The sequence below is a fragment of the Haloplanus aerogenes genome (assembly GCF_003856835.1).
Lineage (GTDB): Archaea > Halobacteriota > Halobacteria > Halobacteriales > Haloferacaceae > Haloplanus > Haloplanus aerogenes.
Window position 1 is genome coordinate 3221409 of record NZ_CP034145.1, and the last position, 20735, is coordinate 3242143.

Annotated in this window: 20 protein-coding genes; 10 read left to right on the forward strand and 10 right to left on the reverse strand. The window is 69.7% G+C overall.

Annotated elements, in window-relative coordinates; translation table 11 throughout:
* On the reverse strand, positions 1-1254 hold the full coding sequence (locus tag DU502_RS16520; protein WP_199722769.1) for a divalent metal cation transporter: 1254 nt from the start codon (positions 1252-1254) through the stop codon (positions 1-3).
* 173 nt (positions 1255-1427) lie between these two features.
* On the opposite strand from DU502_RS16520, the gene DU502_RS16525 reads away from it, so the two are divergent.
* The 4 genes from DU502_RS16525 (at position 1428) to DU502_RS16540 (ending at position 5775) form a co-directional block, all read left to right on the forward strand.
* A complete protein-coding gene (locus DU502_RS16525; protein WP_121921755.1) occupies positions 1428-2927 on the forward strand; it encodes a carboxypeptidase M32 in 1500 nt (499 codons plus the stop codon).
* A gap of 107 nt (positions 2928-3034) precedes the next feature.
* Positions 3035-3220, forward strand: a complete 186-nt coding sequence (locus DU502_RS16530; RefSeq protein WP_199722764.1) for an HVO_0416 family zinc finger protein — start codon at positions 3035-3037, stop codon at positions 3218-3220.
* A gap of 75 nt (positions 3221-3295) precedes the next feature.
* Positions 3296-5140: a UvrD-helicase domain-containing protein gene (locus DU502_RS16535; protein ID WP_121921757.1), complete on the forward strand. Its 1845-nt coding sequence runs from the start codon at positions 3296-3298 to the stop codon at positions 5138-5140.
* Positions 5137-5775 carry a M24 family metallopeptidase gene (locus DU502_RS16540; RefSeq protein ID WP_121921758.1) on the forward strand — a complete coding sequence of 213 codons (639 nt, stop codon included), beginning with the start codon at positions 5137-5139 and terminating at the stop codon, positions 5773-5775. Before DU502_RS16535 ends, DU502_RS16540 begins: the two co-directional genes overlap by 4 nt.
* On the opposite strand, the gene DU502_RS16545 is transcribed toward DU502_RS16540, so the two are convergent.
* The gene (locus DU502_RS16545) at positions 5769-6029 is read right to left on the reverse strand and encodes a DUF7533 family protein (protein ID WP_121921759.1); all 261 of its coding nucleotides are present in this window, start codon (positions 6027-6029) and stop codon (positions 5769-5771) included. The genes DU502_RS16540 and DU502_RS16545 overlap by 7 nt on opposite strands.
* Before the next feature lie 92 nt (positions 6030-6121).
* Positions 6122-6607: a DUF502 domain-containing protein gene (locus DU502_RS16550; RefSeq protein ID WP_241966849.1), complete on the reverse strand. Its 486-nt coding sequence runs from the start codon at positions 6605-6607 to the stop codon at positions 6122-6124.
* A gap of 81 nt (positions 6608-6688) precedes the next feature.
* Here DU502_RS16550 and DU502_RS16555 point away from each other — a divergent pair, with 81 nt between their 5' ends.
* Positions 6689-7267, forward strand: a complete 579-nt coding sequence (locus DU502_RS16555) for a riboflavin synthase (protein ID WP_121921760.1) — start codon at positions 6689-6691, stop codon at positions 7265-7267.
* Positions 7268-7270: 3 nt separating this feature from the next.
* On the opposite strand, the gene DU502_RS16560 is transcribed toward DU502_RS16555, so the two are convergent.
* Entirely contained in the window at positions 7271-8278 is a 1008-nt protein-coding gene (locus tag DU502_RS16560; RefSeq protein ID WP_121921761.1) for a PrsW family intramembrane metalloprotease, read from the reverse strand.
* 102 nt (positions 8279-8380) lie between these two features.
* Between DU502_RS16560 and DU502_RS16565 the strand changes: the two genes are divergently transcribed.
* Positions 8381-9514 carry a geranylgeranyl reductase family protein gene (locus DU502_RS16565; RefSeq protein WP_121921762.1) on the forward strand — a complete coding sequence of 378 codons (1134 nt, stop codon included), beginning with the start codon at positions 8381-8383 and terminating at the stop codon, positions 9512-9514.
* Here DU502_RS16565 and ygfZ read toward each other — a convergent pair.
* Entirely contained in the window at positions 9502-10593 is a 1092-nt protein-coding gene (gene ygfZ / locus DU502_RS16570) for a CAF17-like 4Fe-4S cluster assembly/insertion protein YgfZ (protein ID WP_121921763.1), read from the reverse strand. The two genes, DU502_RS16565 and ygfZ, sit on opposite strands and share 13 nt — an antisense overlap.
* Before the next feature lie 54 nt (positions 10594-10647).
* Positions 10648-10947 (reverse strand): DUF6432 family protein, encoded by a 300-nt coding sequence (locus DU502_RS16575; RefSeq protein ID WP_121921764.1) that lies wholly within the window; start codon positions 10945-10947, stop codon positions 10648-10650.
* A 108-nt stretch (positions 10948-11055) separates the two neighbouring features.
* Between DU502_RS16575 and DU502_RS16580 the strand changes: the two genes are divergently transcribed.
* Positions 11056-11997 carry a DUF7093 family protein gene (locus tag DU502_RS16580; RefSeq protein WP_121921765.1) on the forward strand — a complete coding sequence of 314 codons (942 nt, stop codon included), beginning with the start codon at positions 11056-11058 and terminating at the stop codon, positions 11995-11997.
* Positions 11998-12089: 92 nt separating this feature from the next.
* Positions 12090-12482, forward strand: coding sequence for a DUF5611 family protein (locus DU502_RS16585; RefSeq protein ID WP_121921766.1), 393 nt, complete (start codon positions 12090-12092; stop codon positions 12480-12482).
* Positions 12483-12541: 59 nt separating this feature from the next.
* Here DU502_RS16585 and DU502_RS16590 read toward each other — a convergent pair whose 3' ends face one another.
* Positions 12542-13279 carry an SDR family NAD(P)-dependent oxidoreductase gene (locus tag DU502_RS16590; RefSeq protein WP_121921767.1) on the reverse strand — a complete coding sequence of 246 codons (738 nt, stop codon included), beginning with the start codon at positions 13277-13279 and terminating at the stop codon, positions 12542-12544.
* A gap of 90 nt (positions 13280-13369) precedes the next feature.
* Here DU502_RS16590 and DU502_RS16595 point away from each other — a divergent pair, with 90 nt between their 5' ends.
* On the forward strand, positions 13370-13816 hold the full coding sequence (locus tag DU502_RS16595; protein WP_121921768.1) for a universal stress protein: 447 nt from the start codon (positions 13370-13372) through the stop codon (positions 13814-13816).
* Positions 13817-14779 (forward strand): ROK family protein, encoded by a 963-nt coding sequence (locus DU502_RS16600; RefSeq protein ID WP_121921769.1) that lies wholly within the window; start codon positions 13817-13819, stop codon positions 14777-14779.
* Here DU502_RS16600 and DU502_RS16605 read toward each other — a convergent pair.
* The 3 genes from DU502_RS16605 to DU502_RS16615 form a co-directional block, all read right to left on the reverse strand.
* Positions 14776-16173 carry a DUF402 domain-containing protein gene (locus DU502_RS16605; protein WP_121921770.1) on the reverse strand — a complete coding sequence of 466 codons (1398 nt, stop codon included), beginning with the start codon at positions 16171-16173 and terminating at the stop codon, positions 14776-14778. The genes DU502_RS16600 and DU502_RS16605 overlap by 4 nt on opposite strands.
* Before the next feature lie 99 nt (positions 16174-16272).
* A complete protein-coding gene (locus DU502_RS16610) occupies positions 16273-18981 on the reverse strand; it encodes a hypothetical protein (RefSeq protein ID WP_121921771.1) in 2709 nt (902 codons plus the stop codon).
* Positions 18978-20657 (reverse strand): PGF-CTERM-anchored ABC transporter substrate-binding protein, encoded by a 1680-nt coding sequence (locus DU502_RS16615; RefSeq protein WP_121921772.1) that lies wholly within the window; start codon positions 20655-20657, stop codon positions 18978-18980. The genes DU502_RS16610 and DU502_RS16615 overlap by 4 nt, the downstream gene beginning before the upstream one ends.
* Positions 20658-20735: the final 78 nt, after the last annotated feature.

The window sequence follows — 20735 nt, forward strand, 5'->3', positions numbered from 1 at the left end:
TCAGACCAGTTCCTCGCTGGCGAACTTGCCGGCCAGTCCGACCATGGCGAGGGCGAGCGCGACGGCGAAGGCGAGGACGAATCCCGCCAGCGGGCTCACGCCGCCGGCGACCTGCGAGCGGACGAAGTTGGCGGCGAGACCGCCCGTCACGAGCAGGAGCGCGACGCCGCCGACGTTGGCGAGCGTCGAGTTGCGGTCCGGCACCGCGCCCGAGTTCAGCAGGTAGAGGACGATGGCGATGGCGAAGGGCGTCCCCACCGTCCCCAGCGCGAGGACGAGGACGAGCTGGCCCAGCACCGCACCGCCGATGAACGCGCCGGGCGCGGAGAGCAGGGCGGCGGCGACGAGGAGCCAGCGGTACCGCGAATCCTCGATGGTCGTTCCCCAGCCGAGTTTGTCCGCGAGGAGGAAGGGTGGGACGATGGTGTTGCCGCCGAGCGTCGAGACGGCGGCGCCCCAGAGGCCGAGGAGGAACAGCCACTTGGCGCTGGGGCCGACCAGCGGGCCGAGCGCCTGCGCTGCGCCGACAGTGGAGAGATCCGCCGAGGTGAGGACGCTCGCGGTGACGAGAAAGATGGCGAGGGAGTAGACGCCGAAGGCGACGAGCATCGACGCGCCCACGTCGAAGGTGGCGAGGTCGTAGTCGTCGCGGGTCCATCCCCGCGAACGCATCGTGTAGGAGTGCATCGTGATGAGCGTGATGTGGACGGCGCCGCCGAGGATGCCCGCGGCGACGAGCGCACCGCCCGAGGGGACGGAGGGGACGAGGCCCGCCACGGCCGCGCCGGGATCGATGGGCACGACGAACAGGCTGGCGGCGAACGCGAGGACGACGCCGGCGACCAGCACCTTCGCCGCGAGTTCGAGGAAGCGATAGCCTCGCCCGGCGAGGCCGACGGCGAGGACGAGCGCCCAGACGACACCCCAGATGCGCGCGTCGATGCCGGTGACGGTGGCCGACACGGTGGCGACGGTCTTCATGATCACCAGTTGGGCGACGCCGGCGGCGATGACCGCGTCGGCGACGAGGAGCCACGCCCACCACTCACCGAGGTGGTCCTCGACGACGGCGACGATACCGCGCTCGGTCAGGAGGCCGAGACGCATGGCGAGGTACTGGGCGAGAGCGCCCGCGCCCGCGGAGAGGACGACCACCCAGAGAAGTTGATACCCGAAGAGCGCGCCGGCGGTCACGAGGCTGGCGATAGTCGCCGGCCCGGCGGCGATGGCGCCGGCGACCCACGATGGACCCATTCCGGAGAGATAGCCCTCGATGCGTGCGGTGAGCCCCGAATCCGGCGACGTTCGGGTCACGTCCGTATCTGTCATGCCTCCCGGTCGACGCCTCGCCCGTATAGGTGTTACCACTCGGTTGTATCTCCGGGTGACGGCGCGGGGTTGATAACGACGCGAGGCTACGTCCGGACATGAGCGACACGCAGGCGGCGTACGACGACTTGCTCGACCGGGTCGGTCGCATCGCCAACGTCTCGCACGCGGAGGAACTGCTCTCGTGGGACCAGCAGGTGATGATGCCCGACGCGGGGACGCCCGCTCGCTCGCGCCAACTGTCGGCGCTCTCGGCGGTCGAACACGACCTGCTCACCGCGGACGAACTCGGCGACCTCCTCGACGAACTGGAGGGGGCGGATCTCGACGACGACCAGTCGGCAGTGGTCCGCGAGGTGCGCCGCGAACAGGAACGTGCCGTTCGTGTCCCCACCGACCTCGTCGAACGCATCTCCGCGGCGTCGTCGGAGGCGTTGACCGCGTGGCGCGAGGCGAAGGAGGCCGACGACTTCGACGCCTTCGCGCCCCACCTGGAGGAGTTGATCGAGTTGAAGCGGCGGTACGCGGAGCATATCGACCCGGACCGCGACCCCTACGAAGTGCTGTTCGAGGAGTACGAACCGTGTCTTCCCCTCGCCCACGCCGAGGACGTGCTGACGGACCTCCGGGACGCGGTGGTGCCGCTGGTCGACGACATTCGGGCGTCGGAGGCCGACCTCGCCACGGACGCCTTCGCGGGGACGTTCGCGGCCGACCGGCAGGAGGCGTTGATGCGCGAGGCGCTGGATCTGCTCGGCTACCCGTGGGAACGCGGCCGCCTCGACGAGGCTCCCCACCCGTTCTCGACCGGGACGACCTTCGACGCCCGGATCACGACCCGCTACGACGAGAAAGAGCCCATCGGCGCCCTCCTCTCGACGATTCACGAGTTCGGCCACGCCACCTACACGCTCGGCCTGCCGGACGACGCCTACGGGACGCCGCTGGGCGAGGCGCGTGACCTCTCGATCCACGAGTCACAGTCGCGCCTGTGGGAGAACCACGTCGGCCGGTCGAGGGCGTTCTGGGAACTGTTCCTGCCCCGGGTGGCCGAGACGTTCCCCGCCGTCGAGGACGTGAGCGTCCACGAGGCGTACGAGGCGGTCAACGCCGTCGATCCCTCCAATCTCATCCGCGTGGAGGCCGACGAACTCACCTACCACCTCCACATCGTCCTCCGGTTCGAGATCGAGCGCGACCTGATTCGGGGCGATTTGGCCGTCGACGAGGTACCCGCCGTCTGGAACGACCGGATGGCGTCGTATCTGGGCGTCCGGCCCGAGACGGACACCGAGGGCTGCCTACAGGACATCCACTGGTCCCACGGCGCCTTCGGCTACTTCCCCACCTACTCGCTGGGGAGCGTCGTCGCGGCGCAGTTGTTCGACGCCGCCGAGGCGGACATCGAGGGATTGGAGGGGCAGGTCCGCGAGGGCGAGTTCGACACCCTGCACGAGTGGCTGACCGACAATATCCACCACCACGGGAAGCGCTACGAGACGAACGACTTGGTCCGGCGGGCGACCGGCGAGGACGTGTCGGCCGACGCCTTCGTCGACTACGCGACGGCGAAGTACGGCGACCTGTACGGACTGTAGCGGCGGTCGTAGGCCCGAATCGCACGACTGTGACCGCTCGACCTGTACTGTGCTATACTTATCCACACCAATACGCCTAAGTAATGGTATGGCGTACCATGGCATGTATGGCAGCCGGACCCAGCGAACACGACGACGAACTGTTCGACCAGTTCCTCGCGGACAACGGCCACGAAACCACACCGGTACGCTGGGAACGATCCTATAACAAGCTGCAGTGCCCGGACTGTGGGGCACTGCACGACGAGGCCGCGACCGACTGTTCGGTCTGCGGCTGGGACCCGGCCACGTAGCCGGGTCAATTCCGGCGTCGTCGCCCGTCCTTCGAGCCACGCCGTTTATAGAGCCTCGGGCCGTGCACATGGACAATGAGCGACGACGCTACGGTCACCCGCCTCTTCGGTGGCCCCGGTAGCGGGAAGACGACGGCCCTCCTCGACCGCGTAGACGAATTGCTGGAAAACGACGACGTGAGCATCCGCGACGTCCTCGTCGTCTCGTACACCCGGGCCGCGGCCGCGGAGGTGCGCGAACGCCTCGCCGAGCGACTCGACGTGTCGCCCCGCGCGCTTCAGGGGAACGTCTGTACGATGCACGCGAAGGCGTACGAACTGCTCGACCTCTCGCGGGGCGACGTGGTCGGCGAGAGCGACAAGGAGGAGTTCTGCGAGGAGTACGGCATCGAGTACGAGGACGAGTACGGCGGCGCGGGTCGACGAACGGCCCGGTCGACGACGCTCGGCAACAAGATCATCGCCACCAGCCAGTGGCTCCAGCGCACCCAGCGCGACGTGGCCGACTGGTACGACGTGCCCTTCCAGTGGGACGTGGAGACGGTCCGCCTCCCACCCGACATCGACCCCAACGCACAGGAAGGGAACAAGTACACGCCGACGTGGCCGACCGACGACGACCGGATCGACGTGCCCGAAGTCATCCGCGCGTGGCGCGCGTACAAGGGCGAACACGGCCTCGTCGGCTTCGCGGACATGCTCGAACGGGTGGCCCAGCGGTCGCTCGTCCCTCACGTCGACTACCTCGTCATCGACGAGTTTCAGGACATCACCACCCTCCAGTACGAGGTGTACGAGGAGTGGAAACCCCACATGGAGGGCGTCCTCATCGCCGGCGACGACGATCAGGTCGTCTACGCCTGGCAGGGCGCCGACCCCAACATCCTCCTCGACGCCGAGGTGCACGAGGACATCGTGTTGCCCAACTCCTACCGCCTCCCCTCGCGCATCCTCAACGTCGTCAATCGGGAGATTCGCCACATCGACAAGCGACAGGAGAAGGACCTGAACCCGCGCAAGGAGGGCGGCGTCGTCGAGGGGATTCAGAACCCCTCGATGTTCGAGGTGGTGCGGAACGTCCAGCACACCGTCGACACCACCGACGAGACGCTGATGATCCTCTTCCGGGCGCGCTACCAGATGTTCCAGTTCATCGACGACTTCCTCCCGAAGGGCATCCCGTTCTCGGTGATGACGGATCAGCGGATGTGGACCGACCGCCTCACCCAGTACGTCCGCGCCGTCGAGAAACTGGAGGCCGACGACCCGATCACGGGACTGGAAGCGCGCCGCCTCGCCGACATGCTTCAGGATTCGGCGTTCGGGACGAACGAGCGCGACGACTTCTACGACACGCTCGACGACCGCGAGGAAGAAGCGGACGTAGAGGACATCGCCGAAATCGAGATATCGGCGGACGTGGTGAACGACCACATCCCCTTCATGCCCGACGCCGCCTCCGCGGGCGATATGCTCCGAAAGGTGACGAGTTTCCAGCGCAACTCCGTCGACGCCTACTTCGGCGGGGAGTATCAGGGCATGGACCCGAGTCGCGTCCGCGTCGGCACCATCCACTCCGCGAAGGGTCGCGAGGCCGACCACGTCTTCGTCTGTACCGACCTCACCGAGAAGGTGGTCGAGCAGATGGCCGCGAGCGTCGACGATCCGACCGACGTGGACGGCGTCGAGGAGTTCACCGCCCACACCAGTCCCGTCCCACTCCTCACCGACAACGAGCGCCGCGTGTTCTACGTCGGGATGAGCCGGGCGCGGGAACGGCTCGTCCTCCTGGAGAACCTCATCGGCGGCGCCCCCACCCTCCCGATCAGCGTCGTGTTGCACAACGAACTGCGCGACGAGGGCGTGGAGGCGATGCTGGAGGAGGCCCAGGAGACCCCGGCTCCCGAACCCGAGCCGTGAGCGTCGAGGTGGCGCTGCCGGCCGCCGAATCGGGACTCGTCGCCGTCGCGGACCGCCTCGCGGCGGCGACGGTCGTCGACGGACGACTGCGCGTCGACGGCGACCCGCTCATGGCGGCGGTACTCGACGGCGTCGTGAACGAGGCCGCCGACGATCTGACGGCGATCGTGGGAACGCACGACGGACCGCTCCGAGCAGGTGTCCCCATCGTCGTCGCGGTCGATCCCCGCGTCGACGACGCCTCCACGCCGCTCGCGCGGACGTTCGTCGTCGACGGGAGCGGCGGCTGGGAGCGGCGGGCGGCCGTCGCCGTCGAGATGGCCCACGACGCCGTCCGCCGGGTGGCCGAACCGGGAGTCCCGGCTCGCCGGATCGTCGACGAGGCGGTCGCGGAACTCGCGGCGTACGGCCTCGGCACGGGCGAGGGCGCCGTGGCTCGCGGACTCGGCACCGACATCGACTTTTCGACCGACACGTCGCTGGCGGCCGGTCAGCGATTCGTTCTCGATCCGACGGCCGTCGCGCCCGACGCCGACCGCGGCGCGGTGCGGATCGGGGCGTGGTACGCGGTTACCGACGAGGGGTGTCGACGGCTCGGGGACCTGCCCACGTCGCTGTCGCCGGACGCCTACTGAGCGTCCCTATCCTCGTCGTCCTCGTCCGGTTCCTTCACCGCCCGGCCGACGACGCGTTCCAGAACCGCGCCGGGCAGGTCGGCTGGCGTCGTGAGTCGCCGGGGTAACACGACCATCAACACGGCGACGATCACGAGACCGCCGCCGAGGAGCCGGTTCCCGGAGAGAAACGTCTCGATGCCGTAGAGGCCGACGGGGATGGCGAAGATGAGCGTGGCCGCGAGGCCGACGGTCTCCAGAATCCCGAGTCGCATCGGCGGACGTAGGCGGCGACGGGACAAAAGAGGCGTCGGTCTCGGGTCCTACCCCGTGACGCCCGACGGCAATTCGTCCACGTCGTCGACGCTCAGTCCCGTCGTGACGAGGAGCCGAAGGCCCCGGCGGTCGGATTGGGGCTGTTTGGGAGGAAGACGCTGTAGAGATCCTCGTTGGTCGCGCGACGGGTGGCGCGCGGCGCCTCGTTGGTGATGAAGCCGACGGCGTAGACGCCCTTGCGGAGGAACTCGACGAGGACGACGGCGTCGTAGCCGGCGGAGCGCTGGACGAGGCGGATGGCTCGCTCGACGCCGCCGAAGAGGCGTTTCCCGAGGCGCCACGACGCGAGATAGCCGAGGAGCGTGATCCCCGCGTCGATGAGCAGGGCCGCGAGCAACTGCGCGACGATTTCGACGTTGGCGGTGTAGTTGGTCAGTCGCGTCGCCTGCACGAGCGGATTCAGGAGGCCGGTCGTGCGGACGAAGACGAACTGCAGGACGAACAGCGTCACCGCGAGCGGCGTCACCAGCAGGAGGCCGGTGGCGAAACTGGTCCGGAGGCGGCCGCTGAGACTCATACCGAGAGAGAGAGAGCGGAACGCGGATAAGTGAGACGGCGGATCGGAATCCCTTACTCCGGCGCCGGCGAACGGGCGAGCATGTTCACGGGTATCGTCGAGGAGACGGGCGAGGTGGTCGGCGTCGACGTGACCGAGGAGGGCCGCCGCCTCCGCATCCGCCACGGGTTCGACGCGGTCGACCACGGCCAGTCCATCAGCGTCAGCGGCGTCTGTCTCACGGTCGAGCGCTTCGACGACGACTGGTTCGAGGTGTTTCTCGCGAGCGAGACGGTGGCGAAGACGTATCTCGGCGAGGTCGGAGTGGGCGACACCGTCAACCTCGAACGCGCCATGCCCGCCGACGGGCGCTTCGACGGCCACATCGTTCAGGGGCACGTCGACGGCGTGGCGACCGTCGAGGCCGTCGAACGCGTCGGCGACGACTGGGAGTTCACGTTCTCGCTCCCCCCGGACCTCGGACGCTACGTCGTCGCCAAGGGCTCCATCGCCCTCGACGGGATCAGTCTCACTGTCGCGGACCGCGCCGACGGTCGGATCACCGTCGCGATCATCCCGACGACGTACGATCTGACGACGCTCTCGACGAAGGAACCGGGCGATCCGGTCCACGTCGAGGTGGACGTGGTCGCGAAGTACGTGGAGCAGTTGGTCGACTGAGCGTCAGGACTCGAACTCGGTCGCCTCCACCTCGAACGCCGACTCCTCGGCTTCCTCGTCCTCGTGGACCTCGCGGTAGGTGTGGCTGTATCGCCGGATCTTTCGGAAGAGTATGAGGCCGAAGAAGCCGTCGTAGAGCAGGACGTAGACGAAGTAGGACGGGAGCTGCGGCAGGCCGGTCGCGAGGGCGATCAGTCCCGAGCCGATGCCGACGGTGGTGTTGTAGGTGGCGTGGATGAACGCGGCGATCAGGAGACCCTTGACGACGATCGGCCCGCGGTTTTTCGGGTTGAACTTCGCGAGGCCGAGGTAGTAGCCGGCGAAGGCGGAGTAGATGACGTGGCCCGGCCCGGCGAGGGCGCGGACGGCCGTAATCCCGCCACCGGCGCCGATGAGGCCCAGCCCCGTCGCCGTCGGCGCGTCGAGGCTCTGCGTAATGTAGAGGGCGTTCTCGATGGTGGCGAAGCCGAGACCGGCGACGGCGCCGTACACCGCGCCGTCGACGACGGCCTCGAAGTGGTCGGTGCCGTAGGCGTACAGCCGGACGGCGAGGAGTTTCACCGTCTCCTCGATGGGGCCGACGATGAGGAAGAAAAAGAGGACGTTGCCGACGAAGCCGAGGCCGTCGAAGGTGCCTTTGGTGATCGAGTTGAGCACCGCCGCGAAGTTGGCGGTCAGGACGCCGAGGAGGAAGGTAGCGACGAGAATCGAGAGGGGTTCGCCGCTCGTGACGTCCGTCCGCCGGACGTAGAGGGTGAGGCCGAGCGCCGGGAGCGCGGAGAGGAGCGTCAGCGCGCCGATCTGTGGGTCGGTCAGCGCGCTCAGTCCGCCGATACCGACGAGGATGAGCAGGGCGATGCCCACGACGAACAGTCGGGCCGAGGCGACCATCACGCGGTAGATGCCGGACGACACGGCGTCGAGCGGACCCCGACGTTCCCACGTTGCGATGTCGTAGAGGTCGACGGAATCGTCGGCACGCTCCTCGACCGGGTCCCGTCTGCGCGACATACACGTCGTGTCGCCTGCCAGCGGTTAAGTTCTTGGCCTAAGCGAACTGGGACCGCTCACCGGACCGCCGGGTATTTGTCCGCGCGCGCCGGAACGTGGCGCATGTACGACTTCGTCGTAGTCGGCGTCGGCCCCGCGGGTGCGCGCCTCGCGCGCCGGGCCGCCGAGGCCGGATACGACGTGCTCGCCCTGGAGAAAGGGACCGTCGGCACGCCGCTCGCGTGTTCCGGGCACGTCAGCACCGACATCTGGGCATACGTCCCCGAAAGTGCGAAAGCGACCCTCCTCCAGAATCGGGTGTACGGCGCGAACTTCCGGCTCGGCGGGCCGGACTCCCGAGCGTACCCCTTCTACAAATCCAGCGAGGTGTCGAACGTCATCGACCGCGTCGAACTCGACCGGACGCTGGCCGACGCGGCGCGGGCGGCGGGCACCGACGTGCGCGAGGGCCACACCGTCACCGCCGTCGACGAACGCGCGGACGGCGTCCGGGTGACCGCGAGCGCCGACGGCGAGACACACACGTTCGAGGGGCGCCTCGTCGCCGGCTGTGACGGTCCCGTCTCGCGGGTGCGCCGCGAGATCGGCCTGCCGGAACCGGCGGAGACGCTCCACGGCGTCCTCGCGTTCGACGAGGAACCCGACCACGGCGACTTCGTGGACGTCCACCTGACGGTCCCGCGCTTCTTCGCGTGGCGCATCCCCCGCGGCGACGCGGGTGTGGAGTACGGCCTCGCGGCGCCGCCCGGCACCGACGTGACCGAGCGGTTCGAACGCCTGACCGACGCCTACGGCGCCGAGACGACCCACCGGTGTTCGGGCGCCATCCCCATCGGCCCGCCGGAGCGCGTGACGAGCGACCGTGCCTTCCTCGTCGGCGACGCCGCCGCCCAGACCAAGCCCTTCACCGGCGGCGGCATCCTCTACGGCATGACCGCCGCGGACCACGCCGTCGACACCATCGATCCCACGGACCCATCGACGCTCGACGCCTACGAACGGGCGTGGCGGTCGGATTTGCGCCGAGAGATCCGGCTGGGCCACCTGATCCGCCGAGCGTACTCGCTGCCCGAACCGATCCAGCGGCTCGGTCTGTGGGCGCTCGACGGCGAAATCGGGGTTCACATGGACCGCCCGACCTCTTTCTTCTCGGTCGAGCATCTGCGGGCGCTGGTCGGAGGGGGGAGCGCCGACACGGCAGGCGAAAACGAGCGACCTCGGTCTCAGTCCGAGTAGCGGGGCAGGCGGGCCGACCGGCCGCTCCCCTCGACGAACGGGAGCGAGGTGACCGTGGCGTCCACCTCGTCGCCGTCGACACGGACGGTGAGTGAGGGATCGGAATCGTCCAGCACCCCACTCTCTGCGTAGGCGAGCGCGATGGGCCGCGAGAGCGACGGACTCTCCGCGCCGCGGGTCACGTCGCCGACGTGGGCGTCGCCCGCCATCACGGCCGCCCCCGAGTCGGGCACGGCGTCGAGTTCGAGGCCGACCAGTCGCTTGCTCGGCCGACCCTGATTCTCGACGCGGGAGACGACTTCCTGTCCGACGTAACACCCCTTGTCGAAATCGAGCGCGTTGCGGACGCCGGCGACGTTCGGAATCCGGCCGGCGAGTTCGGTGTCGAACAGGGGCGTGCCCGCCTCCAGCGTCAGGGTATCCCACGTGCGGTAGCCGACGGGCGTCGTCGGCGTGCCGCGAGTGAGCAGGGAGTCCCACACGTCGTCGGCGTCGTCGGCGCGACAGATCACCTCGTAGCCCGTCTCGCCGGTCGGATCGTCGGCGGAGACGACAGTGACGCCGGCGTCGGCGATGGCGCCGCGGGCGAACGTGAGCGGCTCCTCGGGCGCGCCGGAGCCAGCAAAGAGGGTCGCCACCGTCTCCGTCGCGGTGGGGCCGTGGACGCCGAAGACGCCGAACTCGTCGGAGGCGTCGCGGATCGACACGTCCTGAATGAACACCTTCTCGCTCCAGTCGGCGGCGAGGGGGTCGGCGCGGTCGGGCGGTGTGAAACAGAGCAGGCGCTCGCCCGCGTTGTAGACGTACAGATCGGTTTCGATGCCGCCCTGCGGGTCCAGCAGGAGGGCGTAACAGCCCTCGCCGTCGGCGGCGGGGACGCGATTCGAGACGGCGTTGTCGACGAAATCGACGGCGTCGCTTCCCTCGACGACGACGACGCCGTAACCCATCTCGATGACGCCCACACCGTTGCGGACCGCGAGGTGGGTGCGCTCCGGGCGACCGTAGTGAGCGACGACGTCGCGCCCGCCCCGTGTCTCGAACTCGGCGCCGTAGTCGGCGTGGCGACCCCGTATCATCGACGACAGGTAGACGGGGAGACGGAAAAAGTGACGCGGTTAGCGGTGGGGCGATCAGAACCCGAGGCGGTCGCGGATGGCGTCGAACAGTCCGTCCTCCTCGTCCGGCCGTTCGCTCGGGTCGGGGACGACGCGGTCGTCGGGGAGGACGACCGTCCGCCCGTCGTCGTGTTCGACCGAGATGAGCGAGTCTTCCTTCAGTTTCCCGAGCGCGTCTTCGAGCGTGTCGATGTCTTCGTCGACGGCCGCGCGGAGTTCGAACACGGTCATCCCCTCACCACTGCGGTCGACCAGCGCGTCGAGGACGGCCACCTCCACGTCCTCGCGGTCGCGGAACTCCCGTTTGGCCTTCATGCACGGACGTAACGACCGCGGATGGTTTACCAGTACCGCCGAGCAGTGTCGCAGTCGGACGCACGTCTGACGGACGCTTTTGGTGTCGGAACCCGCTACCCCTACACAATGGGACTCAGGTGCCTGCTGGGACACGAATACGCGAACCGAGAGGTGGAGCGCGAGCGGGAGGAACGCGGGAACGAGGTGGTCGTCACCTACCGGACCGTCGAGACCTGTGATCGCTGTGGGGAACGCCGGATCGTCAGCGAGAACAAGGAAGTGCGCCCCGTGCGCAACCCTCGCGATGACGAGGTAACGACGGGGCTGGGCGGCGACGCCGGCGGCGTGACGGCCGATATGGGCGAATCGCCCGGCGAGGACGATGCGCCGGCGGCTGCGGAGACGGAGCCGGCCCCGACGCCGCAGCCCGAGACGCCGAACGAGGAGTCGACGCCGGCCGCATCGACGGCGGAGCCGACCGACGTGCCCGACGCCGAGGGGGCGGCGTCGGCCGACGAGACGGCCACCGACGCCGACGAGACGGACGACGTAGACGACGCGATCATCCTCGACGACGATGGGACGGACGAAGGTGGGGCCGACCGCAGCCACGGCGAGTGGCCCGAGCCGGACACCGAGTCGGAAATGGAGCCGGAACCGGAGCCGGAACCGGACACCGTCGACGACGGTGCGACCGTCGTCAGCGGCGACGAGGGCTGGCCCGACACGGAGGGGGAAGACGAGGGGTTCGACGCCGAACCGAGCGACGGCACGCCCACGGAAGTCTCCTTCGGCGGCGGGCTGGCACCCGAGCGAGCCGACGAGACGGCAAGCGGCGAGGCGGAGGCGGCCGCCGCGACGAACGGCACGACGGGTGGCTCGGTCGCCGGCAAGCAGTTCGTCGCCGCCGAGGAGGTCGAACGGGTCGGCGAGGAGGGCGACGGCGAGACGGAGTTTTTCTGCCCCAACTGTGGCTACGCCCGCGTCGCCGGCGGGTCGTCGATGCGCGCCGGCGACATCTGCCCCGAGTGCCACAAGGGGTACATCGCCGAGCGCGAGCGGTCGTAGTCGCAGTCGGGCAATCACGCGGTGTCGACGAACGACGAGCAGGGTGGCGGAAGGACGAAACTGGTAAACCATCGCCTTTCGAAGCAGGGTCCATGAAGGAGTACAAGATGCGTCGTGGGGAAACCCTGGAGGAGAACGCACCGGATCTGAAGGGGACCATCGAAGAGTATTTCGGGCCGGTAACGGGGACGGAGGAGTTCAAGGGGAACGACCTCTACGTCGTCGGCGAACCGGACAACCCGGTCTTCGAGCGGATCGTCGCGGGCGCGACGAAATACAGCGGCAAGAAGGACAAACTCGCGGTCCACTTCGAGGAGAAACCGGCTGCGCAGGTGATCGAAGAGGGCCACGCCGACGCGGCGGAAGACGCCGTCAGCGCGAAAAACGACTTCCTGCTCGAAGTGACGGGGCGTGACGCAAAGTCCCGCCGCGACTCCATGAAACGCTCCGTCGAGGACGACCCCGACGACGTGCCGAACGCCTGAATAGTCCCGTTTCCGCCGTCGAACGACAGCGGAGCGCCGCCTCCGGGATGGACACGAGATTACAGCGCTTCCGGAATCCACCCGCCGTCGACTTCGACGTTTTCGCCGCTCACGTAGTCGCTATCCGAATCGAGGAAGAAAAAGAGCACCTGCCGCAGGTCGTCGAAGGAGGCCCACCGGCCGCGAGGCGCCTCCGCGGGAAACTCGTCGGAGTTCTCGACGACGTACGGCGAGATGCAGTTGACGGTGATGCCGTCGGATTTCGTGTCGTTCGCCAGCATCCGCGTGAACATGATGACACCCGTCTTGGCGACGAGGTAAGGGAAGTTCTTGGGGTAGACGAGCGCCTTCTCCGTGCCCGCGTAGCCGACGTTGACGATGCGGCCGAACTCCGCCTCGCGCATCGCGGGAAGGGCACGTTTCGAGCAGAGATACGTGCCCGTGAGGTTCGTGTCGATGACACGATTCCACGTCTCGAACGAGAGGTCCTCCCAGTGCCGGGGTGCGAAGTCGCCGACGTTGTTGACGAGTATGTCGACGGTGCCGAGATCCGACTCCACCGCGTCGAAGATGGCGTCCACGTCGTCGGGGTCGGTCACGTCGCCCTGAACTGTCGTCGCGGCACCGCTTTCCTCGCGGGCGACGGCGGCCGTCGCCCGCGCCGCCTCGGCGCTCGTGTGGTAGTGGACCGCGACCGAGGCGCCCGCCTCGGCCATCGAGAGGGCAAATTCGCGGCCGACACCCTTCGCGCTCCCCGTCACCAGCGCCACCCGGTCGGAGAGATCCGTGGTGAGCATACCGACGCATGGGAGAGCGGGCGCAAAGGGATTCCGGGGTCGTGAGAGCGGGCGGTAACGGTTTGTGTGCGGCCCGCGAACCCGCCGGGCATGGCCGTCGAGACAATCCTAGTTGCAGTCGGACCGCAGGACTACGAACGCGTCGAGCGACTGGCGGAGGAGACCGTCGACATCGCGGGACCGACCGGCGCAGAGGTCGTCCTCGCCCACGCGTTCACGCGGGAGGGGTACGAGAAGGCGCGGACGAACCTCTACTTCGACGACGCGACGCCGGACGAAGTGGCGGAGCGTAACGCGACGATCCGCGACCTGGAGGACGTGTTAGAGGAGACCGACATCGACTACACGATCCGTGGCGCGGTCGGCGATCCGGGAGACACGATGGTCGAGCTGGCGGGGTCGTGTGACGCCGACATCGTCGTCGTCGGCGGGCGCGAGCGCTCGCCGGCCGGCAAGGCCCTGTTCGGGAGCGTCGCCCAGTCGATCATGCTCGACGCGCCGTGTCCGACCCTGTACGTCCGTACCGGCACGGAGTAGATGGCGACGTACCTCGGCGTCGACCTCGGGGCGACGACGATCCGGGCGGTCGTCGGCGACCGCGCCGGGCAGGTGGTCGGTAGCCACCGCACCGCCACACCACGGGGACCGACCGGCATCGCGGTCACCGAGGCGGTACTCGACACCGTCCGCGAGGCGTGTGCCGACGCCGGCGTCGACCCCGCGGCGCTCGTCGCGGCCGGCATCGGCGCCATCGGCCCCCTCGACCGTGACGAGGGCGACGTGGTCGACACCCCGAATCTGCCACGTGTCGACCGCATACCCCTCGTCGGCCCCCTCCGCTCCCTGCTGTCGACCGATCGGATCATCCTCCACAACGACGCCACGGCCGGCGCTATCGGCGAGCGGTTCTTCCGCGAGGGGGCGGACCACCTCGTCTACCTCACGCTCTCGACGGGGGTCGGTGCAGGCGCCGTCGTCGACGGACACGTCCTCGACGGCTGGCAGGGCAACGCCGCCGAAGTCGGGCACGTGACGGTCGACCCGGACGGCCGTCCCTGTGGCTGTGGCGGGGCGGGGCACTGGGAGGCCTACTGCGGCGGGGCGAACGTTCCGGACTACGTCAGCGACCTGTACGACGGCGAGGCGACGAGTCTCCCCGTCGACGATCCGGACGCCGGCCTCGACGCCGCGGCCGTGTTCGACGCCGACGCCGCGGGCGACGCGTTCGCGACGCGGGTCGTCGACCGGATCGGCCGCTGGAACGCCCTCGGCGTCGCGGCCGTCGTCCACGCCTACGCGCCACGGATCGTGGCCGTCGGCGGGGGGATCACGCGCAACAACCCCGAGCGCGTACTGAGGCCGATCCGTGAGCGCCTGCCGGACCACGTAGCGACGACGGTGCCCGAGATTCGGCTCACCGACGAGGACGGGGACGCGGTCGCCAAGGGTGCGCTGGCGAGTGCGATCACCGGCGGAACGGGCGCGCCGGCGGACCGCTAGAGCGCCCCTTCCAGACTCGACGCGACCGTCCGCGCCTTCTCCGCCAGGTCCTCGGACACCAGTCCGGCGTCGACGGCGTCGTCGAGTTCGTCGTCGTCGACCCGGCGCACCTCGCCCGCGGGCCCTTTCACCACGTCGACGTGGAGGTCGACGTACCGGACGGCGTCGGGGAAACACTCCACGGGGGTACAGACGTTGACGTAGGTCCCCTTCCGCTCGCCGTCCGCGTCGCGGTAGACGGTCGGGTACCACCACCGGCCCTCGCGGACCTTGGTGATCGCCACGTCGCCGGCCTCGCGGGAAACGCCGAGGGCGTCGTAGGTGCCGCCGGCGGTCATCTCGCGGCGAAGCGTGAGCGTGCCGTCGGGGTCGCGGTCGACCACCTCCGCGCGCCCGAGGACGATCCGCCGGCCGTCGGGTTTGCCGTGGTCGAGGCGGACGGAGTCGCCCGCGACGGGGCCGAATACGTCGGTGACGGCTTCGAAGGGGAAGTCGTCGTCCCCGCCGGCCGTCCCCAACGCCTCCACCAGATCGACCGCCCGACTCGCCTCGTCCGAGGCGGCCTTGACGCGGTGGTGGCCGGGCATCGTCGTCGTCACCGCGCGCCGGTCGGCGTCGAGGGCGAACCGCGCCTCGCGGCCGAACCACACCCACGTCGTCGCGGCGGGGGCGGCGAGACGGCGGGGCGGGTCGACCGTGGAATCGAGCGTCGCCTCCAGTCGTTCGGCGCGGTCGACGGCGCGGTCGAGTGCCGTCTCCAGCGACCCCATGTCGGCCTCGGTCGCCGCGGCCGCCCAGACGAGTCCCCAGCCGTCGGGCGGTTCGATGCCGAGGAGGTCGGTCATGCCCGCGAGTTCGCGCCCGGCCTCGTCGTCGTAGGTGTCGACCGTGATTCCCGAGTCGCCGCGGACGAGGGTCGCCGGACCGGCGCGCACCCGAATCGCACCGTCGAGGACGGGCCGACGGTCGGCCCACGGCGGCGCGGGGTCCGTGACCTGCACGCGCACGTCGTCGCCCACCTCGACGTGGGCGTCGACGTTGCCGAAGGGGAGAAAGCCCGTGGCGTCGCCGAGGTCACAGACGGCGCCGCTCCCCAGCGTCTCGGTGACGCGGGCGTCGAAGACGGCGTCCCGTGCGGCCGGGGCGGGCCACACGAACGTGTCACGGGTCAGGTCGAGGTTGTCGACCACCCCCGCGACGGCGTCGGGGTCACCGGTCACGCCGACGCCCTGTCGGTCGTCGGTCGTCTCGATGGTCACGTCGTGCGGATCGGCCCCGAAGTCCGCGTCGAAGCGCTCGCGGATAGGATCGGACGCCGCGACCACGTCGTGATCGGCGTCGAGAAAGCGGCGCGTGAGCGCCGTCGTGTAGATACCGCGACAGCGGACGTTCATACGTGCCTGCGACGACCGGTCGTCGCCGGCGGGAGGGGAAGTTCGTCGTCCATCACACCCCCGCTTGGAGCGCGGGGGTTTTCACTGCGACGGAGACGGTCAGGGGCGTCGGCGCCGAGCGCGAACGACGAGAGACAGGAGCGCCGCGACGGCCGCGACGACGGCGGTCACGGGGCCGAAGCCGGGGCCAGCGCCGACTGTCTCGGTCCGCGATGCGCGACCGGTCGCGTTTCGCGCGTCGTCCCCCGCGGCGGCGCGGTCGGGGGTGGCTGGCGTCTCGGTCGGCGTGGGTGTCGCCGTCACCACGGTCACCGCCTCGGAGTCGATTTCGGTCGTCGTGGGGGCTGGCGTGGATGTCGCCGTCGCCACATCGCCGATCTGCACGGCTCGGCTGTCGGTCACGTCGGCTGTCTCGGCCCGAAGCGTGTAGGCGCCGTCCGCGACGCCCGCCACGTCGACGGTCGCCTGCCAGCGGCCGGAGGCGTTCACCGTCGCGTCGCCGACGGTGACGGTCGCCGTCTCGCGCCGGAGGTCGAGGAGGACGTGCGTCCCGTTCTCGCGGTTGGACGTCCCGGTGACGACGAGCGTGTCGTTCCGGTGCTGGACCGTCTCGACGCGCACGCGAGGGTCGGTCGCGGTGACGTTCAGCGCGAGGATTCGGTCGTCGACGCCGGCGCCGCCGTAGCGGTCGCGGACGACCGCTTCGGCCTCGGCGGCCGTCTCGGAGCCCGCGAGTTCGCTCCGGATGGCCGCCGCATCGCCACCGTCGGCGAACCCGAAGGTAGCGTCGCGGCCGGGCGTCACGAGTAGAACGCGGTACCGGCCGGGCGTGTCGAAGCCGGCGTAGTCGAACTCGAAGGTGTCGTCGTCCGCGACCGTTACGTCCCGGGGGTCGACGGCGCCGCGGGGCGAGACGACGTAGGCGCGGACCGTCTCGCCGGGGCCGGGCGCGCGCCCAGTCACCGTCACCTCGTCGCCGTCGGTCGTGGCGATACGCGACTGCGACACCGACGCCGACGGCGCGGGATCGGTCGTCGTGAGCGTCGTTGTGCCGAAGTCCTCGAAGTCTCGGAGCGTCGACTCCGAGATGCGCGCGGTCGACCCGAGTTCGTCGTCGCCGGGATCGGCGACGGCTGCGATCCGGTACCGACCGGGGACGGTCACGACTTCGCGGGTGTCGAGGTCGACCGCCCACGACCCGTCGGCGCCGACGCGCGTCTCCGCGAGATCACCGTCGTCGTCGTACAGCGGCGCGTACGCCCCGCCGACCCGGGCGTAGAGTTTCACGTCGTCGGCGCCGGGGGCGGTCCCCGAGACGGATACCGTCTCGCCGACCGTCACTGTCTCGCGCGCAGGTGATGCCGAGACCTGTCGGTCCGCGACGGTGACGGGGACGCTCGCCTCGGCGTCGGCGGTGACGTTCCGGGCCACCGCGATGTCGTGGGTGCCCGTCGCCAGTCGATCGGTGTCGATTTCGACTTTGGCGAAGCCGTTGTCGTCGAGAGCGACCGTGGCGTAGAGGGCGTTCGCCTCGCTGTCCGCGCCGACGAGGACGAGACCGTCGGCCGCGCCGAACACCGCCTTCGCGGTGGGAACGGTCACCGATTCGCCATCGCGGAGGGCGTCGGCCGGCACCCGGACGTGCCGGACGGCCCCCGGCGCGCCGCTCACCGTCGCCACCGTCGACTGGCCGCGGGCGACGCGCGTCCGACTCGCCGATATCGTCTTCGCCTCCGCGCGTACCCGGAACGTCGCCGTCGCGGTCACGTGATCGAGGTCGTCCGCGCCCTCGACGCGGACGGTGTAGGTGCCGGTCGAGAGGTCGGCCACGTCGAGCGTCACCGTCTCGCCCGAGGCCGACACCGTCGCGTCCGCGGTGAGTTCGTCGGTGACGGTCAGGCCGTCCGGGTTCTCGACGGTGATGGTGGCGTCGTCGGCGTCCTCGAAGTCGAACCGCGGCTCGACCGTGAGCGTCTCGACGCTCGCCGGGATGGAGGAGCCCGAGACTTCCGTCCCGCTCGCGGTGTCGCCGGGGTAGAGGTCGACGGCCGTCACGTTCGGTTCCTCGACGACGAGCGTCGAGTCGCCGCCGGCCGAGAGCGCGTACGTCCCGGGGACGAACCCATTGCCGCGTGTCACGTCCGCGACGAGGGCGTCGTCGACGGTCGCGACGTTCCCTTCGGCCTCACCACCGGTGCCGAAGAACTGCTGTGACTCGCCCGCCGCGCTCGCACCGTCGAGCCCCGTCAGATCCACGTCCGCCTCGCCGAGGAAGAGCGAGGCGTCGGTCGTGGTGACGCTCCGGTCGCTTTCCGCCGCAGTAGCGGTAAGGGTACCGACCGACCCCGAGGCGTCCGTCGTCCCGTCGCCGTCGGCGTCGACCGTCGCGGAGAGGTCGTGGTCGCCGGTCCGGTCGACGGCGACACCCGAGACGGTGACGGTGACCGCTACCGTCTCGGAGTCGGCACCGGCGTCGTCGTCCCACGAGACGACGACGGCGTTCGACGCGCTATCGACCGAGGCGGTCACGCCCGTCGCGTTGGGCGTAACGCTTCTCGCGTCGACCGTCGCACCCGAGAGGTCGAGCGCTGCGGGCACGGCGACGGTGACGTTCGCGCCAGTCGTCCCGTCGGTGGTGTTCACTGCCGTCGCGTTCACCGAGAGGTCGAGCGTCGTCGTCGACCCGGTCGTGGCAGTCGTGGGCGAGACGGACGCGTCCCCGAAGCCGACGGCCGCACCGCTCGCGGGGATGGCCGCGAGGGTGAGGGCGAAGACGACAGCGAGCGCGACCGTACGGCGCCGCGTCATCGGCGCCACCTCCCGGTCAGCGCGAGAAGCAGGAGCGCCGAGAGCGCGGCGACGGGGCCGAATCCGGGGGCGCTCCCGGGCGTCGGCGTCGACGCAGTGGGCGTCGACGTGTCGGTCGCCGTTGCCGTCGCCGTCGCGGTTGGTTGCGGCGGTGTAGCGGTGGCCGTCGCCGTCGCGGTGGCCGTCGCCGTCGACGGCTCCGTCGCATCCGTCGCCGGGTCGGGGTCACGTGACTCCTCGACGGCCAGCATCAGCGTCGGCAGGCCGGTCGTCCGCGCCTCGTAGACGAGGGTGTCGGCCGTCGCGTTCACCTGCGTCGTCCGCAGCGGCGTCCAGCCGGAGTCGGTCACCCGGTAGAGCGTGACCGTGTCGGGGTCGGCGTTGCCGAGTCGACTCCGGTTCACCGCCAGCCTGAGCGTCAGGTGGTCGATGTCGTCGGTGTAGATGCCGTTGCCGGACACCCGCATCGTGCGGAGGGCGCGGGTGCCGTCGGGCGCCGATCGGTTGCCGGCGTCGCGCACGCGGAGTGTGAACGTCGGGTTGATCGTGGAGAGGGAGACGTTGACCCGGCGCACGTCGACCGTCGCGTTCGAGCGAGCGGGCAGGTCGAAACTCACGCGGGTGGCGCGGCCGATGTTGGCCGCCTCCAGCGTAACGCTCCCGTCCGCGAGCCGTTCGGCCGTCGTCCGGCGCTGGCCGTCGAGCGATCCGGAGTCGATGCGACCCGCTATCTCCTCGTCGTACGCCTCCGGGTGAAGCACTCGGACGAGGTCGACGATGGCGTCGACGATCCGCGGGGCGGGCTGACTGATCTCGTTGGCGTCGAGGACGATGGCGTTGTCCTCCTGGTAGGCGGTGGTGCCTTCGTAGACGCCGTTGGGACCGGACGGCACCGTCGCAGTGCTGTGCTCGTCGCTGTTGAGGACGAACCACGTGGGGTCGGCCGCGACGACCACCTCGCTGTTGGCGAGGAAGTAGCCCGTCGTGTCGCCGCCGCTCGCGTTGATGTCGTCGTAGTCGGTGGCGATGTTGTCGCCGCCGGCCGTCTCGATTACCTCGTGGACGAACGTGTCCTCGCCGGCGGTGAACCCGAAGAAGGTGTAGAACACGTCGGGACGGTCCACGTCGTCGACGGCGGACTCGATCACGTCGAGCTGCCGCGCGAGTTCGTCGGCGCGGGAGTCGGCGCTCTCGCAGTGGCCGACGAGTTCGCCCGTCAGCCGCGTCTTCTCCTCGATGTCCTCGAGGTCCTCGGCCTCCTCGAACAGGTACACCGTCAGGCCGGCGTCGCGGAGTTGCTCGACCGTCCCCGTGTCGGCGATGGTGTTCGGCGCGAGGACGAGGTCGGGGTCGAGCGCGATGGTCTGCTCGACCGTCGCGTCGTCGGTGCCCGTCCCGACCGTCGTCTTCTCGTCCGCGCCGGAGAGGTAGGAGGCGTAGGACGAGACGCCGACCACCTCGTCCCACGCGTCGATTTCGTACATCGTCTGTGCCGCACTGGGGTTGAGCGTCACCACCTCGTCGGGGTCCTCGGAGATGGTCACGGGCGTCCCCGTGGCGTCCGTCCGCGTGATCGGGAACGAACAGTCCTCGGCCGCCGCGGCGGTGCCGATGCCCGGTGATCCGAGCGCCGACACCACGACGAGGACGGCGAGGAGCAGGCGTGTCGTGTGCATGTTTCCACCGCTGTAGGCAACATTGATTTATCTAACGAAAACAAACTTGATAATTCGGCGAAGGGTGAGAGCCGCGTC

Excerpts from the sequence above, each read along its gene's own strand:
- DU502_RS16580 (WP_121921765.1), top strand. The coding sequence starts at position 11,056 with ATGGGACTCAGGTGCCTGCTGGGACACGAATACGCGAACCGAGAGGTG.
- DU502_RS16605 (WP_121921770.1), bottom strand. The coding sequence starts at position 16,173 with ATGAACGTCCGCTGTCGCGGTATCTACACGACGGCGCTCACGCGCCGC.
- DU502_RS16550 (WP_241966849.1), bottom strand. The coding sequence starts at position 6,607 with ATGAGTCTCAGCGGCCGCCTCCGGACCAGTTTCGCCACCGGCCTCCTG.
- DU502_RS16600 (WP_121921769.1), top strand. The coding sequence starts at position 13,817 with ATGGCGACGTACCTCGGCGTCGACCTCGGGGCGACGACGATCCGGGCG.
- DU502_RS16615 (WP_121921772.1), bottom strand. The coding sequence starts at position 20,657 with ATGCACACGACACGCCTGCTCCTCGCCGTCCTCGTCGTGGTGTCGGCG.
- DU502_RS16585 (WP_121921766.1), top strand. The coding sequence starts at position 12,090 with ATGAAGGAGTACAAGATGCGTCGTGGGGAAACCCTGGAGGAGAACGCA.
- DU502_RS16590 (WP_121921767.1), bottom strand. The coding sequence starts at position 13,279 with ATGCTCACCACGGATCTCTCCGACCGGGTGGCGCTGGTGACGGGGAGC.
- DU502_RS16545 (WP_121921759.1), bottom strand. The coding sequence starts at position 6,029 with ATGCGACTCGGGATTCTGGAGACCGTCGGCCTCGCGGCCACGCTCATC.
- ygfZ (WP_121921763.1), bottom strand. The coding sequence starts at position 10,593 with ATGATACGGGGTCGCCACGCCGACTACGGCGCCGAGTTCGAGACACGG.
- DU502_RS16610 (WP_121921771.1), bottom strand. The coding sequence starts at position 18,981 with ATGACGCGGCGCCGTACGGTCGCGCTCGCTGTCGTCTTCGCCCTCACC.
- DU502_RS16555 (WP_121921760.1), top strand. The coding sequence starts at position 6,689 with ATGTTCACGGGTATCGTCGAGGAGACGGGCGAGGTGGTCGGCGTCGAC.
- DU502_RS16530 (WP_199722764.1), top strand. The coding sequence starts at position 3,035 with ATGGCAGCCGGACCCAGCGAACACGACGACGAACTGTTCGACCAGTTC.
- DU502_RS16520 (WP_199722769.1), bottom strand. The coding sequence starts at position 1,254 with ATGGGTCCATCGTGGGTCGCCGGCGCCATCGCCGCCGGGCCGGCGACT.
- DU502_RS16595 (WP_121921768.1), top strand. The coding sequence starts at position 13,370 with ATGGCCGTCGAGACAATCCTAGTTGCAGTCGGACCGCAGGACTACGAA.
- DU502_RS16560 (WP_121921761.1), bottom strand. The coding sequence starts at position 8,278 with ATGTCGCGCAGACGGGACCCGGTCGAGGAGCGTGCCGACGATTCCGTC.
- DU502_RS16535 (WP_121921757.1), top strand. The coding sequence starts at position 3,296 with ATGAGCGACGACGCTACGGTCACCCGCCTCTTCGGTGGCCCCGGTAGC.
- DU502_RS16525 (WP_121921755.1), top strand. The coding sequence starts at position 1,428 with ATGAGCGACACGCAGGCGGCGTACGACGACTTGCTCGACCGGGTCGGT.
- DU502_RS16575 (WP_121921764.1), bottom strand. The coding sequence starts at position 10,947 with ATGAAGGCCAAACGGGAGTTCCGCGACCGCGAGGACGTGGAGGTGGCC.
- DU502_RS16565 (WP_121921762.1), top strand. The coding sequence starts at position 8,381 with ATGTACGACTTCGTCGTAGTCGGCGTCGGCCCCGCGGGTGCGCGCCTC.